This window comes from Paenibacillus lycopersici, assembly GCF_010119935.1.
GTDB lineage: Bacteria > Bacillota > Bacilli > Paenibacillales > Paenibacillaceae > Paenibacillus_Z > Paenibacillus_Z lycopersici.
In genome coordinates, this window is the sequence record NZ_CP048209.1 from 2,173,336 (window position 1) to 2,194,229 (window position 20,894).

The following is a 20,894-nucleotide window of genomic DNA, read 5'->3' on the forward strand; positions in this document are numbered from 1 at the left end:
TTTATTCGACTACAGGAGGCTCCATGATTCGATGAATAAAACGTTATCGCCTTATGTAAACCGCGATCTAAGTTGGGTGGAGTTCAACCGTAGAGTATTGGAAGAAGCCCACGACCCGGGAAATCCGCTGCTTGAGCGCGCTAAATTTCTGGCCATCGTGTCCAGCAACTTGGATGAGTTCATGAGCGTCCGCGTGGCGGGCATTCAGGATCAGATAAAGGCGGGTTACACGAAGCGCGACTTCACGGGCTATTCGCCTGCCGGACTATGGAAACGCTTGATGAAACGGACGGACCAGATGGTCGGCGACCAGTACCGGACGTACCGGGAGGTGCTGCGCGGGCTCGCGAAAGAAGGGCTCTGCTTCCGCGGCATCGCCGAACTGAACCCGCACCAGCTGAAAGTGGTGGACGAATATTTCTTCGATATCGTCTTCCCGGTTCTGACGCCGATGGCGGTCGACCAGAGCCGTCCGTTCCCGCTGCTGCACTCCAAGGAGCTGTATTTGGCCGTTCTGCTTGGCCGCGACGCGCAGACGGAGCTCGAGGAGGAGCCGTTCTTCGCCATCGTTCAGGTACCGTCGATTCTGCAGCGCTTTATCCAGGTTCCGGGCCGCGTCAACAGCAAGAAGCATGAATTCGTGCTCCTGGAGGAGCTGATCGAGCGGCATATCAACACGTTGTTCAATGGTTATACGACGATTGCCGTCGATCCGTTTCGTTTAACTCGAAATGCCGACTTGACCCTCAACGAAGAGGGCGCGGAGGATTTGCTGGAAGAGATCGAGAAGGAGCTGCGCCGCCGTCGCTGGGGGCTGCCGGTTCGGCTGGAATACTGCAAGGACATGCATCCGTACTCGCTGCAAATGCTGAAGGAAGAGCTGGAGCAGGGCGAGAATACGTTCGAGATCGACGGGCCGCTGGATCTGTCGTTCCTGATGCGTTTCGCCGGTTCGCTCGAAGGGTACGAGCATTTGAAATATCCGCGCATCGAGTCGGTCTATCCCCATGAGTTCGAGGAAACCGACGACATGTTCGCCGTCATCCGCCAGGAAGACGTGCTGTTGTATCATCCGTACGAATCGTTCGATGCCGTCAGCGATTTCGTCATGGACGCGGCGCAGGATCCGAACGTGCTGGCGATCAAAATGACGCTGTACCGGGTCAGCGGACAATCCGCGCTCGTTCAGGCGCTGGCGCTGGCCGCGGAATCCGGCAAGCAGGTCACGGTCGTCGTGGAGCTGAAAGCGCGGTTCGACGAGGAGCGCAACATCGCCTGGGCGCGGCAGCTGGAGAAAGCGGGCTGCCACGTCGTGTACGGCCTCGTCGGGCTGAAAACCCACGCCAAGATCACGCTCGTCGTCCGCCGCGAGCAGGGCATGCTGCGCCGTTATGTCCATGTCGGCACGGGCAATTACAACGACAGCACGGCCAAGCTGTACACGGATATCGGCCTGTTCACCTGTCATCCCGTCATCGGCGCCGACGCCTCCGCGTTGTTCAATGAAATTACGGGTTATTCCTCGCCATATGAATGGAAGGCGTTCGGCGTTGCGCCGACGGACCTGAAGCCGAAGCTGTTCGGCCTGATCGACCGCGAGAAAACGCATGCCGCCTCGGGACAACCGGCGCGTATCATCGCCAAAATGAACAGCTTGTCGCATCAGGAGATGATCGATAAGCTGTACGAAGCTTCGAACGCCGGGGTTCAAATCGAATTGATCATCCGGGGGGTATGCTGCCTTCGTCCGGGCGTGCCCGGCCTGAGCGAGAATATTCGCGTGATCAGCATCGTCGACCGGTTCCTGGAGCATTCGCGGATTATGTACTTCCATAACGGCGGGGAGGAAGAAGTGTATCTGTCGAGCGCGGATTGGATGACCCGCAACCTGACGAGGCGCATCGAGCTGATGAGCCCGGTGTTCAACCCGAGGCTGCGGGATACGTTGAAGAACATTCTGCAGATGAACCTGGACGACAACCAGAAAGCGCGGGAACTGCAGTCGAACGGCAATTACGAACGCGTCGTTACGGACCGGGAGCCGCTTCGGAGCCAGTTCCACGCTTCGAACATTCCGATCTGGAAGAACTGACGCCGGAGCTGCCGGGGCTTAATGTTCATGCAGGACAGGCTTCAGCCCCCACAGCTTTTTGAATTCGCCGGCTTGGGACTCCACTTCCTTGCGTTCCACATCGAGCGAGCCGTTAGCCCTTACGGCGCGCAGATGCAGCTTCCCGTCCGATTCTTCGGCGGCAAGCTTGCCGATGGCTTGCGTTTCGCTGCGGTCCAGCGCGATCGCCAGCTGCAGCAGCGTGCCCAGCTTGCAGATCAGCGTAAGATCGTCGTCGGAGAGCAGCGCCTTGTAGGGGGCGGCCATTTGCTTCATGCGGTTTTTGCTCTTGTACGAGGCGATTAACGAACAGACGAGCAGCTCCCGGTGGGTCAAGCCGTTCAGGCGGGAGTTGATCATCAGATAGAACGTGTGCCGCTTATAGTCGTAATAATCGATGCTTGCCCCGATTCGATGAAGCGTTGAAGCGACGTCGGCGAACAGCAGGGATTGCTCCTTGGACGGCTGCCCGGCAAGCAGCAGCCCGGACAGCTGTAGCGCGATCCGGTTGACTTGCGACGTATGCTGCAGCGGCGCTTCGGGGTGCAGCGCGGCCAAGTTGTTCACGCTGTACATAATGACGTCTTCGAGTCTGGGCTGTTCGGGAAAACGCGTCGAGAAGAACAGACCGTCGCGCAGTCCGGCGCCGCATATGCTGTAGTTGCTCGCGCCCGTGACGCGGAAGATCGTCCGCAGGATCGCGATGCCGGGCACGATAATATCGACGCGGTCTTTGGACAGGCCGGGAATGTTTTTGCGTTTGCCGATCGGAAGCTTGCGCAGCAGCTCGAACAGCGCGTCCGCGGCTTGTCCTTCGATCGGATAGTTATGCGTGCTTTCGAACGGATATTTAACGAGCGCCTGCTGGATTTTGCCGAGCGAGCGGGCGGTGCCGCCGACGCCGACGAGCGGCAATCCCGGATTTTGCTTCAGCCACGGCTGCCGGTCGACCGCTTGCTCGACGAACTGCTCCAATTCCTTGAGCTGCGCGTCGGGCAGCATGCCGCCCTTGGCGAACTGGCGGGTCATGCTGACGCAGCCGAACGGGAACGAGACGGCCCGGACAAGCCGGCGCTCCTTGAACAGCGACACTTCCGTGCTGCCGCCGCCGATATCGATGAGGAAGCCGTCCGTCACGGACATCGTATTGATCATGCCGAGAAAGCCGTAACCGGCCTCTTCTTCGCCGGAAATCAGCTCGATCTGCAGCCCCGTTTCCGAATGGATGCGGGACAAGACATGGTCCTTGTTGGCGGAATTGCGAATGGCGGCCGTCGCGACGGCGCGAATGAGTCCGGTGTTATGATGCGCGCAGATCAGCCGGAAATGGTTGATCATATCGACGAGTTCCTCGATGATCTTGTCCGGCAGCGTTCCGTCTTCGGCCACCTGCTCGCTTAAGCGGGCAGCGCGCTTGCTGCCGTCAATAACGCGGTGAGCGCCGGCGGAGGTCCGTTCATACACGACCAAACGGATGGAATTGGAGCCGATGTCGATAATGCCGATGCGTTGTTCAGTCATGGCGGAGCGCCTCCTTCGGGTATCATGATGCGATGTTAAATCACATTTTACCATTAGTAGGATGGCGCAACAAAGGTTTGTTTCGCGCGGGTAAAAGAGCGTCGATTGGGGTAAAATCATGGAAGGATTCTACCCGGTGAAAACGGATTTCGTCCGCGAAAAAAATGAAAAAAAGCTTCGAAAAAAGCTTTTATGGTGGCGATAAAGCATTTTTATATCCTGTTTTGTTTCCTTCCTGTTCGAAATCCGATATGATTGAATACGACGATACGGAACCCGAATCCAATTATTGTTAACCGTTGCCCCTATATTTGTTAAATAATATAGATGCTAAAGGAGAGAGAAACATGACAGCAACCAAAGGTCTCGAAGGTATTGTCGCCACGACCTCTTCGATCAGCTCCATCATCGACGGCGTTCTGACGTACCGCGGCTTCAATATCGACGATTTGGCGGAGAACGCGACGTTCGAAGAAGTGGCCTACCTGCTCTGGTACGGCAAGCTTCCGAACCAATCCGAGCTGAACGAACTGCTCGGGAAGCTCGGCGAATATGCGGCGATTCCGGCCGGCGTTCTGGATGCCTTGAAGCTTTACCCGAAGAACACGAACTCGATGGCAGCGCTTCGCACCGCCGTTTCCAGCCTTGCTTTGTACGACGAGCAAGCTAACGATATGTCCCATGAAGCGAATATTACGAAGGCAATCAAGATTCAAGCTCAAATCCCGACGCTGATTGCCGCGTTCGCGCGTCTGCGCGAAGGCAAAGAGCCGGTCGCGCCGAAGAAAGGCGTATCCGTCGCATACAACTTCCTGTATATGCTGAACGGCCAAGAGCCGGATCAAGTCGCCGTCAAAGCGCTCGATCAAGCGCTTGTGCTTCACGCCGACCACGAGCTGAACGCTTCGACGTTCGCGGCCCGCGTTACGGTTGCGACGCTGTCGGACATCTACTCGGGCATTACGTCCGCGATCGGCGCCCTTAAGGGACCGCTGCACGGCGGCGCGAACGAAGCCGTTATGGTAATGCTCGAAGAGATCGGATCGATCGGCAATGTCGAGCCGTACATCAACGAGAAGCTCGCGAACAAAGTGAAGATCATGGGCTTCGGCCACCGCGTCTACAAGAACGGCGATCCGCGCGCGAAGCATCTCCAGAAGATGTCCCGCGAGCTCGGCAAGATGACCGGCAACATGGAGCTGTACGAAATGTCGGTCAAGATCGAAGAGCTCGTTACGGGCCAAAAAGGGCTGAAGCCGAACGTCGACTTCTACTCCGCTTCGGTGTACACGACGCTGGGCATCCCGCGCGACCTGTTCACGCCGATCTTCGCGATCAGCCGCGCATCGGGTTGGACCGCGCACATTCTTGAGCAGTACGAGAACAATCGCCTGATTCGTCCGCGCGCGGAATACACGGGTCCGGTCGATCAGAAGGTAACGCCGATCTCGGAACGTTAATCATCAGCAACGTTCGGCTGCTTCAGCGTGATCCGACGAATTGCAAACAGACGGCCGCGGGTGCGTATGCCCTCGCCGTCCCGCCTCTGACGGGGTGTTGACGCGCCGCTTGGCTCAAGCTGCGTTGCCGGCTCCCGTCATGTTATGTGTACCGTTATCGTTGCAAGGCGGCTTCTTGAAGCCGAAGCAAGACAAACTACATTTTCAGGAGGAATCATTCCATGAAACTCGACAAATTCGCACTCCCTACCGAAGGCGAGAAAATCACGATCGACAACGGCGTTCTTCAAGTGCCTAACAACCCGATTATTCCTTTCATCGAAGGCGACGGCACGGGCCGCGACATCTGGAAGGCATCCAAGCGCGTGCTGGACGCGGCTGTCGAGAAAGCATACGGCGGCGAGAAGAAAATCGCTTGGTACGAAGTGTTCGCCGGCGAGAAAGCGTTCAATACTTACGGCGAGTGGCTGCCAGCCGACACGCTGACGGCAATCCGCGAATACATCGTTGCGATCAAAGGACCGTTGACGACGCCGATCGGCGGCGGTATCCGTTCCCTGAACGTTGCGCTTCGTCAAGAACTGGACCTGTACGTGTGCCTGCGTCCTGTCCGCTACTTCGACGGCGTGCCTTCCCCGGTTAAACGTCCCGAGCTCGTAAACATGGTTATCTTCCGCGAAAACACGGAAGATATCTATGCAGGCATCGAGTATCAAGAGGGTTCCGACGCGGTCAAGAAAGTGATCTCCTTCCTGCAAAACGAAATGGGCGTTAACAAAATCCGCTTCCCTGAAACTTCCGGTATCGGCATCAAGCCGGTATCCGCTGAAGGCTCGAAGCGTCTGGCTCGCGCCGCGATCGAATACGCGCTGAAGCATAACCGCAAATCGCTGACGCTCGTTCACAAAGGCAACATCATGAAGTTCACGGAAGGCGCGTTCAAGAACTGGGGCTACGAAGTCGCAGAGCAAGAGTTCGCCGACAAAACGTTCACATGGGGCCAATACGACCGCATTAAAGAAGCAGAAGGCACGGATGCGGCTAACAAAGCGCAAAAAGAAGCCGAAGCTGCAGGCAAGCTGATCGTTAAAGACGCTATCGCCGACATCGCGCTGCAGCAAGTTCTGACTCGTCCAACGGACTTCGACGTTATCGCGACGCTGAACCTGAACGGCGACTACCTGTCCGACGCGCTGGCTGCGCAAGTCGGCGGCATCGGCATCGCGCCGGGCGCCAACATCAACTACCTGACAGGACATGCGATCTTCGAAGCTACGCACGGCACGGCTCCGAAATACGCGGACCTCGACGTTGTCAACCCGGGTTCCGTTATCCTGTCCGGCGTTATGCTGCTTGAGCACCTCGGCTGGCAAGAAGCGGCCGATTCCATCTACAAAGGCCTGGAAACGGCAATCAACAACAAAACCGTTACGTATGACTTTGCCCGTCTGATGGAAGGCGCAACGGAAGTGAAATGCTCGGCATTCGCTGACGAAATCATCAAAAACCTGTAGGTCATTAGCACCTATAAGCCATAACCGAAAAGCATTCGGATCCATATCCCTACTTGAACGAAATTCGCATGGCGTACGCCATGCGAATTTTGCTCGCTCTTGCGCGTTCGGCGGTTTGCGCACGCGGCGCTTGGTTAAGACTATAGCAGGCAGCTCGATGCAGATGGTCAACAGAGCCGCAAGGCGGCACATTTAAGGGAGGCTTTACAGATGGCGATTAAACGGAACAAGATTACGGTTGTCGGCGCGGGGTTTACCGGAGCGACGACGGCATTGATGCTGGCGCAGCGAGAGCTTGGCGACGTGGTGCTGGTCGATATTCCGCAGCTGGAGAATCCGACGAAGGGCAAAGCGCTCGACATGATGGAATCCACGCCGGTTCAGGGCATCGACGCCAAAATTTCGGGCACGTCCGATTACGCAGAGACGAAGGATTCCCAGGTCGTGATCATTACGGCCGGCATCGCCCGCAAGCCGGGCATGAGCCGCGACGATCTGGTCAACACCAACGCAGGCATCGTACGGTCGGTCTGCGAGAACGTGAAGGCGACGAGCCCTGAAGCGTACGTCATCATCCTGTCCAACCCGGTCGATGCGATGACCTATGTCGCATATCAGGCGCTTGGCTTCCCGCGCAACCGCGTCATCGGCCAATCCGGCGTCCTGGACACGGCGCGCTATTGTACGTTCATCGCCGAGGAATTGAACGTATCGGTCGAAGACGTTCGCGGCTTCGTGCTCGGCGGCCATGGCGACGATATGGTGCCGCTCGTGCGGTATTCCAATGTCGGCGGCATTCCGATCGAGAAGCTGATTCCGGCCGACCGCATCGACGCGATCGTGCGGCGCACGCGCGTCGGCGGGGGCGAAATCGTCAACCTGCTGGGCAACGGCAGCGCATATTACGCCCCGGCGGCATCGCTCGTGCAAATGACGGAAGCGATTCTGAAAGACAAGAAGCGCATTACGCCTGTCATCGCGCTGCTGCAGGGCGAATACGGCTACACGGACTTGTTCATGGGCGTGCCGGCCATCCTCGGCGGCGACGGCATCGAGAAAGTATTCGAGCTGGATCTGACCGATGACGAGAAGGCGGCGTTGGACAAGTCCGCCGACTCCGTACGCAGCGTCATCGCCGTGGTGAACGGTTAACGCGCCCATTTGCGCATCTCGCTCATGAAGCACATGAGACCCTGACGCATCAACCCGTCAGGGTCTTCCTGTTGTACGGGAACTTGCCCGCAAGGCGGGAGGAGAGGCTGAACGCGCCTGTTCGAAACCGTAAGGCACATCCATCTTGGCAATCATTACACGCATCATTCCAGGATCATTCCAGGGAACCGTTATGCATGACAACTTAAGGAGGGATTATATGCAGCAAGAGGCATTGCAGACATTAAAGCGCGTCTACGGCTACGACAGTTTCCGCAAAGGGCAGAGCGATATCATCGAAGGCTTGCTGACCGGCAAAGACACGCTGGCGATTCTGCCTACGGGCGGCGGCAAATCGGTCTGCTATCAAATTCCGGCGATGCTGCTGCCCGGCACCTCGATCGTCGTATCGCCGCTCATCTCGCTGATGAAGGATCAGGTCGACGCCTTAAACCGGCTCGGCGTGCCTGCCGCTTACCTGAACAGCTCGCTGGATGCGGCGACATACCGCGAGGTCGTGCGACAGACGTCGCAGGGCGCCTACAAGCTGCTCTATGTCGCGCCGGAACGGCTCGACAGCGGCATGTTCGAGTCGCTGTCGGCGCAGATGCATATTCCGCTGATCGCGATCGACGAGGCGCACTGCGTTTCGCAATGGGGCCATGATTTCCGGCCCAGCTACCGGCAGCTTGCCGGCTGGATCGGCCGGCTGGAGAACCGGCCGCCGGTGGCCGCGTTCACGGCGACGGCGACGCCGGAAGTGTCGCAGGACATCGCGGCCATGCTCGGCTTGCATGACCCGAATATATTCGTCACGGGCTTCGCGCGCACGAACTTGACGCTCTCGGTCGTGACGGGGACGGACAAGCGGAAGTTCCTGCGGGACTTCGTGCAGCAGCGTCCCGACCAGTCGGGCATCGTGTATACGGCGACGCGCAAGGAAGCGGAAGAGGTGTGCGACGATCTGTCCCGCCTCGGCGTCCCGGTGGGCAAATACCACGGCGGCTTGAACGACGACGAGCGCGCGGACGCGCAGGAGAAGTTCCGGTTCGACGACATCCGGGTAATGGTGGCGACGAACGCGTTCGGCATGGGCATCGACAAGCCGAACGTGCGCTACGTTATCCACTGGCAGATGCCCGGCGACGTCGAATCGTACTACCAGGAAGCCGGCCGCGCGGGGCGCGACGGCGAGGAGAGCGAATGCGTGCTGCTGTTCGAGCCGCAGGACGTGCAGGTGCAGCGGTTCCTGATCGACCGGAGCACGGGCGATCCCGAGCGCAAGTCGATTCAGCTGAACAAGCTGTACACGATGATGCATTACGCGCGCACGGAGAAATGCCTGCTGCAATACATCGTCCGGTACTTCGGCGAGGCGGACGTGCCGGAATGCGGCAAATGCAGCAACTGCCTGGATGCGAGCGCCATGGTCGACGTGACGGAGGATGCCCGCAAGGCGTTGTCCTGCGTCGGCCGTCTGAAAGGGCGGTTCGGCATTTCGATGGCAGCCAAAGTATTGAAAGGGTCGCGGGAGAAACGCATTCTCGAATTCGGCTTCGACCGGCTGTCGACGTACGGCCTGATGCGGCAGTGGGCGGAGCGCGACATATCCGATCTGCTCTATTTTCTCGTAGCCGAAGGCTGCTTGCGGATCAGCGAGGGCGAATACCCGACCGTGTCGCTTACGGCCGACGCGCTGCCGGTGCTGGAAGGCACCGTGTCCGTTCATCGGCGGCAGAGCGCCGCGGCGAAGCGGAGAGAGACGGCGGCGGGCGGCGCCGCGCTGTCCGCGGCGAACGCGCCGCTGTTCGAGGCGCTGCGCGAATGGCGCCGGGAGACGGCGGCGCAGGAGAAGGTACCGCCGTTCATGCTCTTTTTCGATTCCGCGCTGCGCGAAATCGCGGACAGGCAGCCGGTTACGCCTGAGCAGCTGCTCGCGGTGAAGGGAATCGGCGCGGCCAAAGTTAACAAGTACGGCCTTGATGTCATCGGCATCGTAAGGCGGTTCAAGGAAGGCGCGAATGCGGGCGGCAATGGCGACGACGGCCGCGCCGAGGGCGCGGAATACGCTTCTTGGCCGGGGGCCGGCTCGGGCGCGGATGCAGGCGCGGCAATGGAGGTTTCGGAGAGACCAGGACCGGCGGGAATGGCGGCGGAGCCTGCGAATACGGAACCGGCCCAGCTGGAAGGGCTGCCAAGCCATATACAGACGCTGACGCTGTTCGCGGAAGGCAGGTCGCTGGCGGAGATCGCTTCGCTGCGCGGCATGAGCCGCGTCACGATCGAGAACCATCTGCTCCGCTGCGGCGAGGAGGGAGAGGAGCTGCCCTGGGAGCAATTCATTCCGGAGCGGCACGAAGCGCTCATCGTCGAGACGATCGCGCGGGTCGGCGCCGATAAGTTGAAGCCGATCAAGGAAGCGCTGCCGGAGGATGTCGATTATTTCGCGATCAAGGCCGTCATCGTCAAGCATCGCTTGTCGCCTGCCGGTGAATAATCGTTTCTTTTTGAATTGCCCCGCCAGTTCTAGTATACTTACAAGTGACTATATTTTCCCGAGGAGGACGCTTGATGTTTAGTTTCATGTTATTTTTGCACGTGGTCGGCGCAGCGGGGTTGGGGTTCTATATCGCGCTGCCTTTCATGGCCGGACGCGCATCCAAGCTGGACGGCAACGGACAGGCAGGACTTGCCGACGGGCTGGCGAGCGCGAACCGGATCGCGCAGTATTTCTTGGTGTTGCAGCTTCTCACGGGCGGCTATTTGATGTCGCAAGCTGATTATAAAGTGGTCTGGATGATTATCGTAACGCTTCTGTTCCTGGCGATCGCGGCCATCGGCGGCATCATCTCGAAGCCGCTGAAGCGCATCGCGGTGTCGATTCAGGGCGGTCAAAGCGCTTCGGCGCATATCGCCAAGGTGCGCACGCTGAGCGTTGTTCTGCTGATCGTGTACCTGGTGACGATTTACTTCATGCAGCACCCGATTCTGAAATAGGCCTGATATCAATCGATAATAGCTGTTGGAGGGGTTACGGTTGTCGAATTCACAGTCACCGGATTTATTGACTTTCGGAGAAACGATGGCGCTGTTCATGCCGCAGGAATACCGGAGCATCGAGCATGCTTCGACGCTTGACCAGAGCTTCGGGGGCGCGGAAAGCAACGTGGCGATCGGGGCGGCCAGGCTCGGCTGCTCGGTCGGCTGGTTCGGCGCGCTCGGCGACGATCCGTTCGGGCGCATCATCCAGAAGCGCCTGCGCGGGGAAGGCGTCGACGTGTCCCGTTCGCGATTGAGCGAGGATGCGCCGACGGGCATGATGTTCCGCGAAATGGTTGCCGGCAAGCTTGCCGTGCACTATTTCCGCAAGCATTCCGCCGCAAGCCGCATGACGCCGGACGATCTGGATTTGGATTACATACGCGGCTGTAAAATTTTGCACGTAACGGGCATTACGCCCGCGCTCAGCGACAGCTGCCGGGACACGCTGCTTGCAGCCGTGAAGGCGGCTAAGGAAGCGGGCGTGCGCATCAGCTTCGATCCGAACCTGCGGCTGAAGCTGTGGACGATCGAGGAGGCGCGCCGGGTCGTATTGCCGCTCGCCGAGCTGGCGGACTATTACCTGCCGGGCTGGGACGAGCTGCGTCTGCTCCATGAAACCGACGACTTCGAAGCGGTTAAGGCCAAGCTCTCCGAGTATAACGCGGTAAGCGTCATCAAAGGCGTCGGCGACACGACGGTCGTGCTGGAGAACGGCAATGCCGTCGAAGTGCCGTTCTATCCCGCGGAGCAGGTCGTGGATACGGTCGGCGCCGGCGACGCGTTCTGCTCCGGCTTCCTGGCCGGCCTGATGAAAGGCATGAGTCCGGTGGAAGCCGTGCGCCTCGGCAGCATCAACGGCGCGCTGGTCGTGCAAATGCGCGGCGATTGGGAAGCGCTGCCCGACTGGACGACGGCCAGCCGCAGATTATCGGATAAAGGCTGGGTGGAGCGGTAAATGGCGGACGTGCAATCGTCGAAAGGACAGCGGCGGCGCGATGGAATCATGAACGTGCTGAAGCGGCAGGGGCGCATCACCATTCAGGAAGTCGTGGAGCGGTTCGGGGTTTCCGAAGCGACGGCGCGGCGCGATCTGGAGCTGATGGAGAAGGCGGAGCCCGTCATTCGGACGATTGGCGGGGCCATGTACGACGGCATGAACGCCGTGCGCGAGCTGCCGTTCGCCGAGAAGGAAGGGCTGTTCTTCCTGGAGAAGGAGCGGATCGCCGCCGCCGCTGCAGGCTTGATCGCCGAGGGCGACGTCGTCGGGTTATCCGGCGGCACGACGAATTATTACTTGGCGAAGCTGCTCAAGACGCGCCGGGGAATTACCGTCGTGACGAATACGGTGAACGTCGCGATGGAGCTGGCAGGCAGCGAGATCAACGTCGTCGTCACCGGCGGCATGATGCGCCATAACAGCTTCGAGCTGTGCGGGCCGCTGGGCGAAGGGATGATCGAGCAGCTGAACATCGGCAAAATGTTTCTCGGCGTCGACGGCGTATCGTCAACGGGCGGCATTACGACGTATTCGGAGCAGGAAGCCCAGATTGCCAAAGCGATGATTCGGCGTTCGCAGGCGACTTACGCGATGTTCGACCATACGAAGATCGGCCGGACGTCGTTGTTCTCGATCGCTTCGTTGTCCGAGCTGCAAGGGTTCATTACCGACAAGGAACTGCCGCAGCAGCTCGCATCCATCGCCAGATCGCACGGCATTCAGACGGTTGTCGCCGGCGGAGAGCAGGAGATCAGCCTGTAGCGGCGATTTGCCCGTCTCCAGGGATGGAAACAGAGCCGATAAGGAACGGAAGCGTAAATGCAATGTGTGCAGGATACTCCTCAGGAAATCCGCGGACATTGCATTTTTTGTTGCTGCAAGAGCCCTCTGGCGCCGTAAACGAAGCCGGTGACTGGCCGCCCGCAGCCGGAAGTGCCATGCGTATCGTGCTGCGGTACCCATCCGTATGTTTAAAAACAAGGTCAGGATCGTTAAAATAATTTTACTTCCGGTCCTCATATTATTTGGTATACTGATAACGATTATATCGTAAAGGGGAAATGAATTCGTGACTGATAAACTGATCGTCGGCAACGCCACGCATTCGTACGAAGTGGTTAGCGGCTGGGGCAAGCTTCCTGAAGGCATTGCATACGGGTATACGCATGGGATCGTCGTCGACGAGAACGATAACGTTTACGTACATAACACCAGCAAAGATTCCGTCGTCGTCTTCGACAAAGACGGCAATTTCAAGACGTCCTGGGGCGCGGAGTTCGAAGGCGGCGCGCACGGCTTCTACCTGCACCGCGACAATGACGGCATCGAATACTTGTACTTCGCCGATACGAACCGGGCGCTGGTCGTCAAGACGACGCTGAACGGCGACGTGCTGCTCGAAATCGGCTCGCCGGACCGTCCGGACCTGTACGACGCGGAGCGCCGTTACGTACCGACGGACGTCTGCGTAGCGCCGAACGGCGATATCTACGTATCCGACGGCTACGGCCAGTATCACATTCACCAGTTCAGTGCCCAAGGCAGCTACATCCGCACGTTCGGCGGCCGCGGCTCCGAGCCGGGCAAGGTGATCGAACCGCATGGCATCTCCATCAACCTGCGCGGCGGCGAGCCGGAAATTTACGTGGCCGACCGCGGCAACGGACGCATTCAAGTGTTCACGCTCGAAGGCGAGCACAAGCGCTTCGTGGATCATAACCTCGACAAGCCGTGCAGCTTCTATTTCTTCGGCGATGAAGTCTACCTGCCGGATCTCGACAGCCGCGTTACGGTGCTGGACAGCCAAGATCGCTTGATCACGCACCTGGGCGAAGACCAGAAGGCCTACAAGCAGCAAGGATGGCCGAACCTGCCGAAGTCGTACTACCGTCCCGACAAGTTCAGCTCGCCGCACGGCGTCTGCGTCGATTCGCAGGGCAACGTGTACGTGGCGGAATGGATTTTCGACGGCCGCGTGACGAAGCTGGTTCGCCAGAAATAAGCAGACGACAGGAATAAAGCCCATGGAAGTCCGGCATGCCGGACTTCCATGGGCTTTTGTGTGTGTTACTCCGCGTCGGCGCGGTATACGAGTCTGCCTTCCACCCACGTGCGGCTGACGGTCTCGAAGGAAGCGTCCGCCAGCACGAGGTCTGCGTACTTGCCCTCGGCGATGCTGCCGGTTACCTCCTGCAAGCCGAGCTGGCGCGCGGGATTGGCGCTGGCCATCCGGCTGACCTCGGCGACGCCGAGACCGGTATGCGTCAGCATGAAGCGGAACGCATCGATCATCGTCAGCGTGCTGCCGGCCAGGCTACCGCCTTCGCGGAGGCGGGCGACGCCCTGCGCGACGTCGACGGCCAGCCCGCCAAGGTCGTATTGGCCGTCGCCAAGGCCGGCGGCGGACATCGCGTCGGTAATGAGAATGACGCGGTCAACGGGCTTCGCCTGCACGAGCAGCCGGATAGCGGCAGGGTGAACGTGATGCCCGTCGGCGATCAGCTCGGCATGAATCCGGTTGTCGCTGAGCACGGCGCCGACGGTGCCCGGCTCGCGGTGATGAAGCGGCCGCATCGCATTGAACGTATGCACCGCCTGCGTCAGGCCGGCTTCAACCGCCGCTTCCACCTGCGCGTAGAGGGCGTCCGTATGTCCGGCGGCGGCGACGGCGCCATGTTCGGCCAAGCATGCGATGACTTCGGCCGCGCCTCCCTTCTCGGGGGCGAGCGTCAGCTGCTTGATCAGGCCGGGATGCTTCTCCAGCCAGGCTTGTACCCAGTCGAGCCGCGGCGGCGAGATGAACGCCGGGTTCTGCGCCCCCGGCCACAGCTCGCTGATGAACGGGCCTTCCAGGTGCACGCCTTGCAGGGCGGCATGCGGCATGTCGCCACTGCGGTACGCGGCCGAGGCGTCAAGCACGGCTTCGATCGCTTCCGGGGGAGCGGTGACCGTCGTCGCCAGCATGCGCGTCGTGCCTTTGGAAGCGTGGAAAGACGTGATCGCATCGTACGATGCCTTCGAAGCGTCCATGAAGTCGGCGCCGAAGCCGCCGTGGACATGCATATCGATGAAGCCCGGCAGCAGCCAGCCGCCGTTGCCGTCGATCACCGTCAGGACGCCGGCCGGAACCGGCGCATCTCCGCTACTGATCTTCGCGATCCTGCCGTCCTCGACGATGACGGCCGCGCCTTCGACGACCGTGTCGCCGACCACGGCATTCACGCCGCGAATGAGCCAATTTCCAGCAGTTTCATTCATTGCTTACAATAACCTCCCAGCCTCGCGATCCACCAGCACCGTGACGTTCTTATGCGTTTGCAGCAGCGATGCGGGACATTCCGTCGTAATCGGGCCCTGCAGCGCCTGCTTGACGATCGCCGCTTTGTCCGCGCCTTTGACGACCAGCAGGATGGACTCGGCCTTCAGAATCGAGCCGACCCCCATCGTGATCGCTTGCGTCGGAACTTCGTCGATGGAAGCGAAGAAGCGTGCGTTCGCCTCGCGCGTATCCTGTTCGAGCGCGACGATATGCGTACCGCCTTGAAGCTCCTCGTCCGGCTCGTTGAAGCCGATATGGCCGTTATGCCCGATGCCGAGCAATTGAATGTCGACGGGCTGCGCTTCGAGCATCCGGTCATAGCCGGCGCATTCCGCCGCCAGATCGGCCGCGTTGCCGTTCGGAAGATGGGCCTTGCCGGCCGGCAGGTCGATATGGCCGAACAAATGACGGCGCATGAACCGCGCATAGCTTTGCTCGTGGTCCGGCGGCAGACCGACGTATTCGTCCAGGTTGAAGGTGGTCGCATATTGAAACGACATTTCGCCGTTTTCGTACATCTCTATCATTTTTTCATAAATTCCGATAGGTGTCGAGCCCGTCGCCAGGCCGAGCGTCGCTTCCGGTTTCGCTTTCAGGGCCGATGCGAACAGCCGCGCGGCATAGAGGTCCAGATCGGATGTAGTATCGAAGCATTTCACTTGCATGTCGTGCGCCTCCTAAAACTCGTTATGAAATAATTATATGGCATTTCGTTCGATCCGACAATTAAAATGATTATAAAAGTCATTTTATAGATAAAAACGATCAAAATATACTTTCCTTCGTGCAAGCTTGCTCAGACGTCCGCACTATGCCATGATGGATGGAAATGACGAGAGATGTTGGAAGGAGCTTACGTACAGCATGGCAGACAGAATGGATGCGGAGCATGCCGTTACCGCCAAGAGGAAGGGCGAGCACATTCGCATATGCCTGCAGGAGCAGGTGCACAACACGGGAGCGGGCACGGGGTTCGACGGCTACCGGTTTCGCCACCAGGCGCTGCCGGAAATCGATTTCCGCGGCATCGACCCGTCCGTTTCCTTCCTCGGCAGAAGACTGTCGGCGCCGCTCTTGATCAGCTCGATGACGGGCGGCACGGCAGAGACCGCGCTCATTAACGAACGGCTTGCCGCAGCGGCCGAGGCCCGGGGCTGGGCGCTCGGGCTCGGCTCCATGCGGGCGGCGATCGAGAACGAGGCGCTTGCCGCTTCGTTTCGAATGCGGAAGCTGGCGCCCAGCGTTCCGATTATCGCGAATCTCGGCGCCGTGCAATTGAACTACGGCTACGGCGTCGAGCAGTGCCGGCGCGCGGTCGAGCTGGCCGAGGCGGACGCGCTCGTCCTGCATCTGAACAGCCTGCAGGAAGTGTTCCAGCCCGAAGGGAACACCGACTTCCGCGGCCTGCTGCACCGCATCGGCGAAGTATGCCGCTGGCTGGACGTGCCTGTCGGCATCAAGGAAGTCGGCTGGGGCATCGACGCGGAGACGGCCGCCGCGCTGCTGGAAGCCGGCGCGTCGTTCATCGACGTCGCCGGCGCGGGCGGCACGTCGTGGAGCCAGGTCGAGAAATACCGCGCGCGCGACGAGCTGCGCGCGCATGCCGCCGGCGCGTTCTCCGACTGGGGCACGCCGACGGCCGACTGCGTCCGCGACATCCGCGCGGCGCTGCCGGACGCGGCCGTCATTGCCAGCGGCGGGCTCGCCACCGGCGTCGACGCCGCGAAGGCCATTGCGCTCGGCGCCGATCTCGCCGCCTTCGGGCGGTCGCTGCTGGCCGGCGCGGCGGATCCGGAAGCCGGCAGCGCCGATGCGCTCGCGGGCCAGATGGCGCGCATCGAATTCGAGCTGCGCGCGGCCATGTTCGGCATCGGCGCCGATTCGATCCGCCGCCTGCGCGAGACGGACCGTCTGGTACGCGCATACCCGTAACAGCTTCTGCTGCGCTCCGCCGCAGGGCACGGCGCTTATCGCGCCGAACGCGAACAATCTGGGCCTTGCAATAGCCAGACCGTAAGCAGACCTGGCTGCAAGCTGAGCCTTGCAGCAGCCAGACCGTAAGTGGACTAACTTCAAGCAGACCCTTGCCCTAAACAGACCCTTGCTCAACGCGCTGCGCACGGGTCTGTTTTTCGTTGGTGGTTATTTCACAAGCCCCGCGCCGTCGATCTTCACGCGGACCTTGACGTCGAACTTCAAATTCGGGTAGATTTTCTGCCACGCCTGCCACGTCTGCGGGCTGCCGGCATGCGTCGCCCGGTAGCGAAGGCCGAAGCCCATCGGATCGACGCCGGCCTTCTGGAATTTCAGGAGCAGCTTCTCGATATCTCCGCTGATCTGCTTATTGAACAACGCCTCCAGCTTTCCCCAATCCTCTCCGTAAATACCGAGCGGCGCTTCCTCGAACAAGCCGCTGACGTGAAAGGCAAGCTTAACCACATGGTCGTTATTCGCCTTGACGATTTTGTAATGCGAGCTGATGCGGTCGACGTTAATGATCAGCGGAGCACCGTTCATCATCGCGGCCACCGTCGACTTTTTGCTGCGGTTCTTGATCTGATTGAACGTTTCAGTTTCGGCCGGATTTAACGTGCCGATGAGTCTGGTGTCGTCGAACAAGGCAATCCGCGTAACCGCGTATCCGTCCTTCTCGCCGCGAATGATCGGAAGAACGGGCGTGATGCCGTTCTCCTCGAAGCGCCGGATGAAATCGAACAAATAGACGTGGGTCAAGTAGGACGTGTTCGTGCCGTCGTTCCCGAACATCAGGAAGAGCGTATTGCCGGGATACCGCTCGGTCGTCGGCTGGATCTGGATAATCGATTGCGCATCGGGCTGGCCGACGGCCATGTACGCGATGCTTTGGACATCCCGCCTGCGGGTGAGCCAATTCAGCGACGGTTTAAAATCTTTTTCTACCAGCCCATTCCCGATAATAAACAGCTTGCAATGCCCGAAATCGAGCTCCTTGTCGACATGCGCCTTCAGCAGGCGGACGGCTTCCGCGATCGAAGTGGCTTGGGTCGAGACGACTTTGCTCATGCTCGATCCGGGTTCGTTCTTCGGGGACGGAACCGCGAGACGCAGCGTCACTTTATACCCTTTCGCGCCTTTGTCGGCGGGATCGATGCCCATGGTAACGACGAAGAACCGTTTGTCGATATCTTTGAAGCCGCATCCGCCCGTTACGATCGGCAGGAGCAGCACCAGCGCGGCCAGCAATGCGATCCGCAGGGCGTTCATTGTTCCAGCCTCTTCCCGGCCTTGGGCGCGAACAGGCTCAGCGCGAACAGGAACAAGATGGAGACGATCTCGACGCCCGATCGCATAACGATCCAGTAGCCGGTCACTTGGAAGTTCTGCTTCTCGTTGATCCAGTGCGAATAGGCGACAGTCATCGCGGCGAACAAGCCGACGATGATCCAATTCGAACGCGGCGTGCGCGGCGGGTCGATGTCCGGCTTTTGTTTCGGCATACAGCTCTTGACCATTTCCATGGCCATCAGCCAGCCGATGGAAGCGAAGATCAGCGTCAGCAGCAAATACATGAGCAGGAAGACGAAAATAACCCGTTCGATGAATCCGTAGGACATGATGAGGGTGTCCGAGGTCACGCTCCAAATATACAAATAATTGGCGGCCCCTTCCGTTCCGTGAATGCCGATCGGCACGAAGAACGATATGAGCAGCGTGAGCGAGCCGATGATCGGAATGAGCCAGCGGAACCGGAGACGGGCATTCGGCGACACCAGCCGGTTCATCAGGAAGAAATTGATGTAGCCCGTAAACGCGAAAGAAGCCGCGGCGAACGGCTTGATACGGGGCATCTGTTTCCAATATTGGACCACCGTCATGACTGCGTCCCATTGCATATTCGGGTTGTTGAGCGCCTTGAAGAAGACGAAAGCGATGATCGGCGCGCTGGTCAGCAGGCCGATTTCAAGGACGAAGACGATGGTCAGCAAGGAGCGCGTCGCCCCGTACATGCAGGCCAGCGACATGACGATCAGCACGATGAGCGGGCTCGTATCGGGATTGAAGAAACGGTTGATGAGCACCGAGAACGTATTGAGCGACAGCGTCGAAGCCGAGAACCAGACGAAGGCCCATAGCAGCAGGAAGGGCGCGATCAAGAACTTCGGGAAGAACGCGGACAGAATTTCCGGAATCCCTTTGCCGGGAAAAGCTTTCATGACATGCATAAACAAGACGGCCATAACGGTGCCGACCGCCGTGGCGCATGCCATCGAGGTGATGGCTCCCGTATAACGGTATTCGATCAGCGTGTGCGGAACGAACAGCGCTAAATTCAGGAAGCTGATGAAAATGACGTTGTAATAGAAGTAACGGTTCATTCTTGGCTCACCTGCCCAATGTCGGTGGAAAGCGATCGCTGCTTTCCGAATAGTCGGAAGTACGGTTTGCCGAAGCTGCGCAGATCGGCCAAGTAGACGAGGTAGCAAAAGAGGCCGATCGTCACGCCGGAAATGCCGAAGAAGATCGCGGGCACGATCAGCGGATACTTCAGAAACCGGATGGCCGTCGACATGTTGTTGACGGGGATGACGAAATTCGAAATCGCGACGACGGACGTGACGATGATCATGATGCTGCTGACGAGTCCGGCTTGCTGCGCCGCCTGGCCCAGAATCAAGCCGCCGACGGTCGTCGCCGTAGAACCGATGTATTTGGGCAGGCGAACGCTGGCCTCGATGAGCGCCTCGATCATGAAGAGCATGATGAATACCTCGATGAACGAAGGATAGGGCACCGCGGTCCGGCTCCCCGCGATGGAGAAGGTCAGCTGTACGCGGAATAATTCCGGATTGTACGACATAATGGCAACGTAGAGCGCAGGCAGCGTGACCGTGAAAGCGACGGCCATGTAGCGCAGCAGGATCATGGTGCGCGTCATCCAGAAGGAATCGTATTCGTCGTCGATCGCATGCAGGAAGTCGAAGAACGTAGCGGGCAAAATGATCGCGAACATCGAGCCCTGCAGCAGCAGAATCACTTTGCCGTCCCCGATGCCGGAGCATACCCGGTCCGGCCGCTCCGTTATCATCATGGACGGGAACAGCCGATAGCGGTCGCCGAGCGAGCGGACCAATTCGCCCGCGGCGGTATAACTCGGATCGGATATGCGCTCCAGCTTCGCCCGGATATGGCTGAGCACGGTAGCGTCGACCCGGTGCTTGTCGTACACCAGCGTCATGCGGGTTTTGGATTGCGTGCCGACCGTCCGTTCCTCGATCGCCAGCTCTTCGCTCGGATAGCGGCTGCGAATAATATTGATCGAATCGATCAGGTCTTCGCTGAGCGCGATTTGCGGTCCCATGATGACGGTTTCCACCATCGTCTGCGGGTTCTCGTTGCGGATGATGCGCGCCACGTCGAGCTTGTAGATCCGACTGTTCACCTGCAGCAGCGCAAACCCGTGGAGCAGCGTTTCCGCCCACTTGGCCGGGTCGTCCAGCCGAATGAAGGACGGGTCGTGCTGCACCATCTCTTCGAACGGAATTTCCTGCTTCGTGAACGGGACGAGGATGAAGTCGCTGACCTTGCTCTCGTCGCACAGCGATTCGATATAGGCCAACTCGACGATCAGCGGACCGTTCTGCAGGCGGTTCATGGTCAGATCCCGCGCTTCGGCAAACAACGTTTGAATCCGGTTCAGCATGACGGTCGCATCCTTTCGCGAAGGGAGTTGGCGCTGCGGGCCCGTACGGGCCGGCGGCTTGGTATAGTATGGATGCGGGGCATGAAAAATATGCCTCCG

The 20,894-nt window shown here is 59.4% G+C and carries 16 protein-coding genes; 10 read left to right on the plus strand and 6 right to left on the minus strand.

What is annotated here, in order from left to right; genetic code table 11:
* Nucleotides 1–31: 31 nt before the first annotated feature.
* Nucleotides 32–2,092 carry a polyphosphate kinase 1 gene (gene ppk1, locus GXP70_RS09385; protein ID WP_162356194.1) on the plus strand — a complete coding sequence of 687 codons (2,061 nt, stop codon included), beginning with the start codon at nt 32–34 and terminating at the stop codon, nt 2,090–2,092.
* A gap of 18 nt (nt 2,093–2,110) precedes the next feature.
* Here ppk1 and GXP70_RS09390 read toward each other — a convergent pair whose 3' ends face one another.
* The gene (locus tag GXP70_RS09390) at nt 2,111–3,631 is read right to left on the minus strand and encodes a Ppx/GppA phosphatase family protein (RefSeq protein WP_162356195.1); all 1,521 of its coding nucleotides are present in this window, start codon (nt 3,629–3,631) and stop codon (nt 2,111–2,113) included.
* Nucleotides 3,632–3,978: 347 nt separating this feature from the next.
* Between GXP70_RS09390 and citZ the strand changes: the two genes are divergently transcribed.
* From citZ to GXP70_RS09430, 8 genes are all read left to right on the plus strand, one after another.
* Nucleotides 3,979–5,091: a citrate synthase gene (citZ, locus tag GXP70_RS09395; RefSeq protein WP_162356196.1), complete on the plus strand. Its 1,113-nt coding sequence runs from the start codon at nt 3,979–3,981 to the stop codon at nt 5,089–5,091.
* 221 nt (nt 5,092–5,312) lie between these two features.
* A complete protein-coding gene (gene icd, locus GXP70_RS09400) occupies nt 5,313–6,605 on the plus strand; it encodes an NADP-dependent isocitrate dehydrogenase (RefSeq protein WP_162356197.1) in 1,293 nt (430 codons plus the stop codon).
* A 210-nt stretch (nt 6,606–6,815) separates the two neighbouring features.
* Entirely contained in the window at nt 6,816–7,757 is a 942-nt protein-coding gene (gene mdh, locus GXP70_RS09405) for a malate dehydrogenase (RefSeq protein ID WP_162356198.1), read from the plus strand.
* Nucleotides 7,758–7,977: 220 nt separating this feature from the next.
* The gene (recQ, locus tag GXP70_RS09410; RefSeq protein WP_162356199.1) at nt 7,978–10,254 is read left to right on the plus strand and encodes a DNA helicase RecQ; all 2,277 of its coding nucleotides are present in this window, start codon (nt 7,978–7,980) and stop codon (nt 10,252–10,254) included.
* 74 nt (nt 10,255–10,328) lie between these two features.
* Nucleotides 10,329–10,754 (plus strand): hypothetical protein, encoded by a 426-nt coding sequence (locus GXP70_RS09415; protein WP_162356200.1) that lies wholly within the window; start codon nt 10,329–10,331, stop codon nt 10,752–10,754.
* Nucleotides 10,755–10,839: 85 nt separating this feature from the next.
* Nucleotides 10,840–11,754 (plus strand): sugar kinase, encoded by a 915-nt coding sequence (locus tag GXP70_RS09420; RefSeq protein ID WP_162360393.1) that lies wholly within the window; start codon nt 10,840–10,842, stop codon nt 11,752–11,754.
* The gene (locus tag GXP70_RS09425) at nt 11,755–12,558 is read left to right on the plus strand and encodes a DeoR/GlpR family DNA-binding transcription regulator (protein WP_162356201.1); all 804 of its coding nucleotides are present in this window, start codon (nt 11,755–11,757) and stop codon (nt 12,556–12,558) included.
* A 307-nt stretch (nt 12,559–12,865) separates the two neighbouring features.
* The gene (locus GXP70_RS09430) at nt 12,866–13,798 is read left to right on the plus strand and encodes an NHL repeat-containing protein (protein ID WP_162356202.1); all 933 of its coding nucleotides are present in this window, start codon (nt 12,866–12,868) and stop codon (nt 13,796–13,798) included.
* Between the two features lie 65 nt (nt 13,799–13,863).
* Here the strand turns inward: GXP70_RS09430 and nagA are convergent, their stop codons facing one another.
* Nucleotides 13,864–15,054 carry an N-acetylglucosamine-6-phosphate deacetylase gene (nagA, locus tag GXP70_RS09435; RefSeq protein WP_162356203.1) on the minus strand — a complete coding sequence of 397 codons (1,191 nt, stop codon included), beginning with the start codon at nt 15,052–15,054 and terminating at the stop codon, nt 13,864–13,866.
* A 3-nt stretch (nt 15,055–15,057) separates the two neighbouring features.
* On the minus strand, nt 15,058–15,780 hold the full coding sequence (nagB, locus tag GXP70_RS09440) for a glucosamine-6-phosphate deaminase (protein WP_162356204.1): 723 nt from the start codon (nt 15,778–15,780) through the stop codon (nt 15,058–15,060).
* 199 nt (nt 15,781–15,979) lie between these two features.
* Between nagB and fni the strand changes: the two genes are divergently transcribed.
* Entirely contained in the window at nt 15,980–17,047 is a 1,068-nt protein-coding gene (gene fni, locus GXP70_RS09445) for a type 2 isopentenyl-diphosphate Delta-isomerase (RefSeq protein WP_225442738.1), read from the plus strand.
* Between the two features lie 210 nt (nt 17,048–17,257).
* Here fni and GXP70_RS09450 read toward each other — a convergent pair whose 3' ends face one another.
* From GXP70_RS09450 to GXP70_RS09460, 3 genes are read right to left on the minus strand one after another with little or no spacing between them, the layout of a single operon-like run.
* Nucleotides 17,258–18,358 (minus strand): Ger(x)C family spore germination protein, encoded by a 1,101-nt coding sequence (locus GXP70_RS09450; protein ID WP_162356205.1) that lies wholly within the window; start codon nt 18,356–18,358, stop codon nt 17,258–17,260.
* Complete coding sequence (locus GXP70_RS09455) at nt 18,355–19,470, minus strand: GerAB/ArcD/ProY family transporter (protein ID WP_162356206.1); 1,116 nt, start codon at nt 19,468–19,470, stop codon at nt 18,355–18,357. The genes GXP70_RS09450 and GXP70_RS09455 overlap by 4 nt, the downstream gene beginning before the upstream one ends.
* A complete protein-coding gene (locus GXP70_RS09460; RefSeq protein WP_162356207.1) occupies nt 19,467–20,795 on the minus strand; it encodes a spore germination protein in 1,329 nt (442 codons plus the stop codon). The genes GXP70_RS09455 and GXP70_RS09460 overlap by 4 nt, the downstream gene beginning before the upstream one ends.
* Nucleotides 20,796–20,894: the final 99 nt, after the last annotated feature.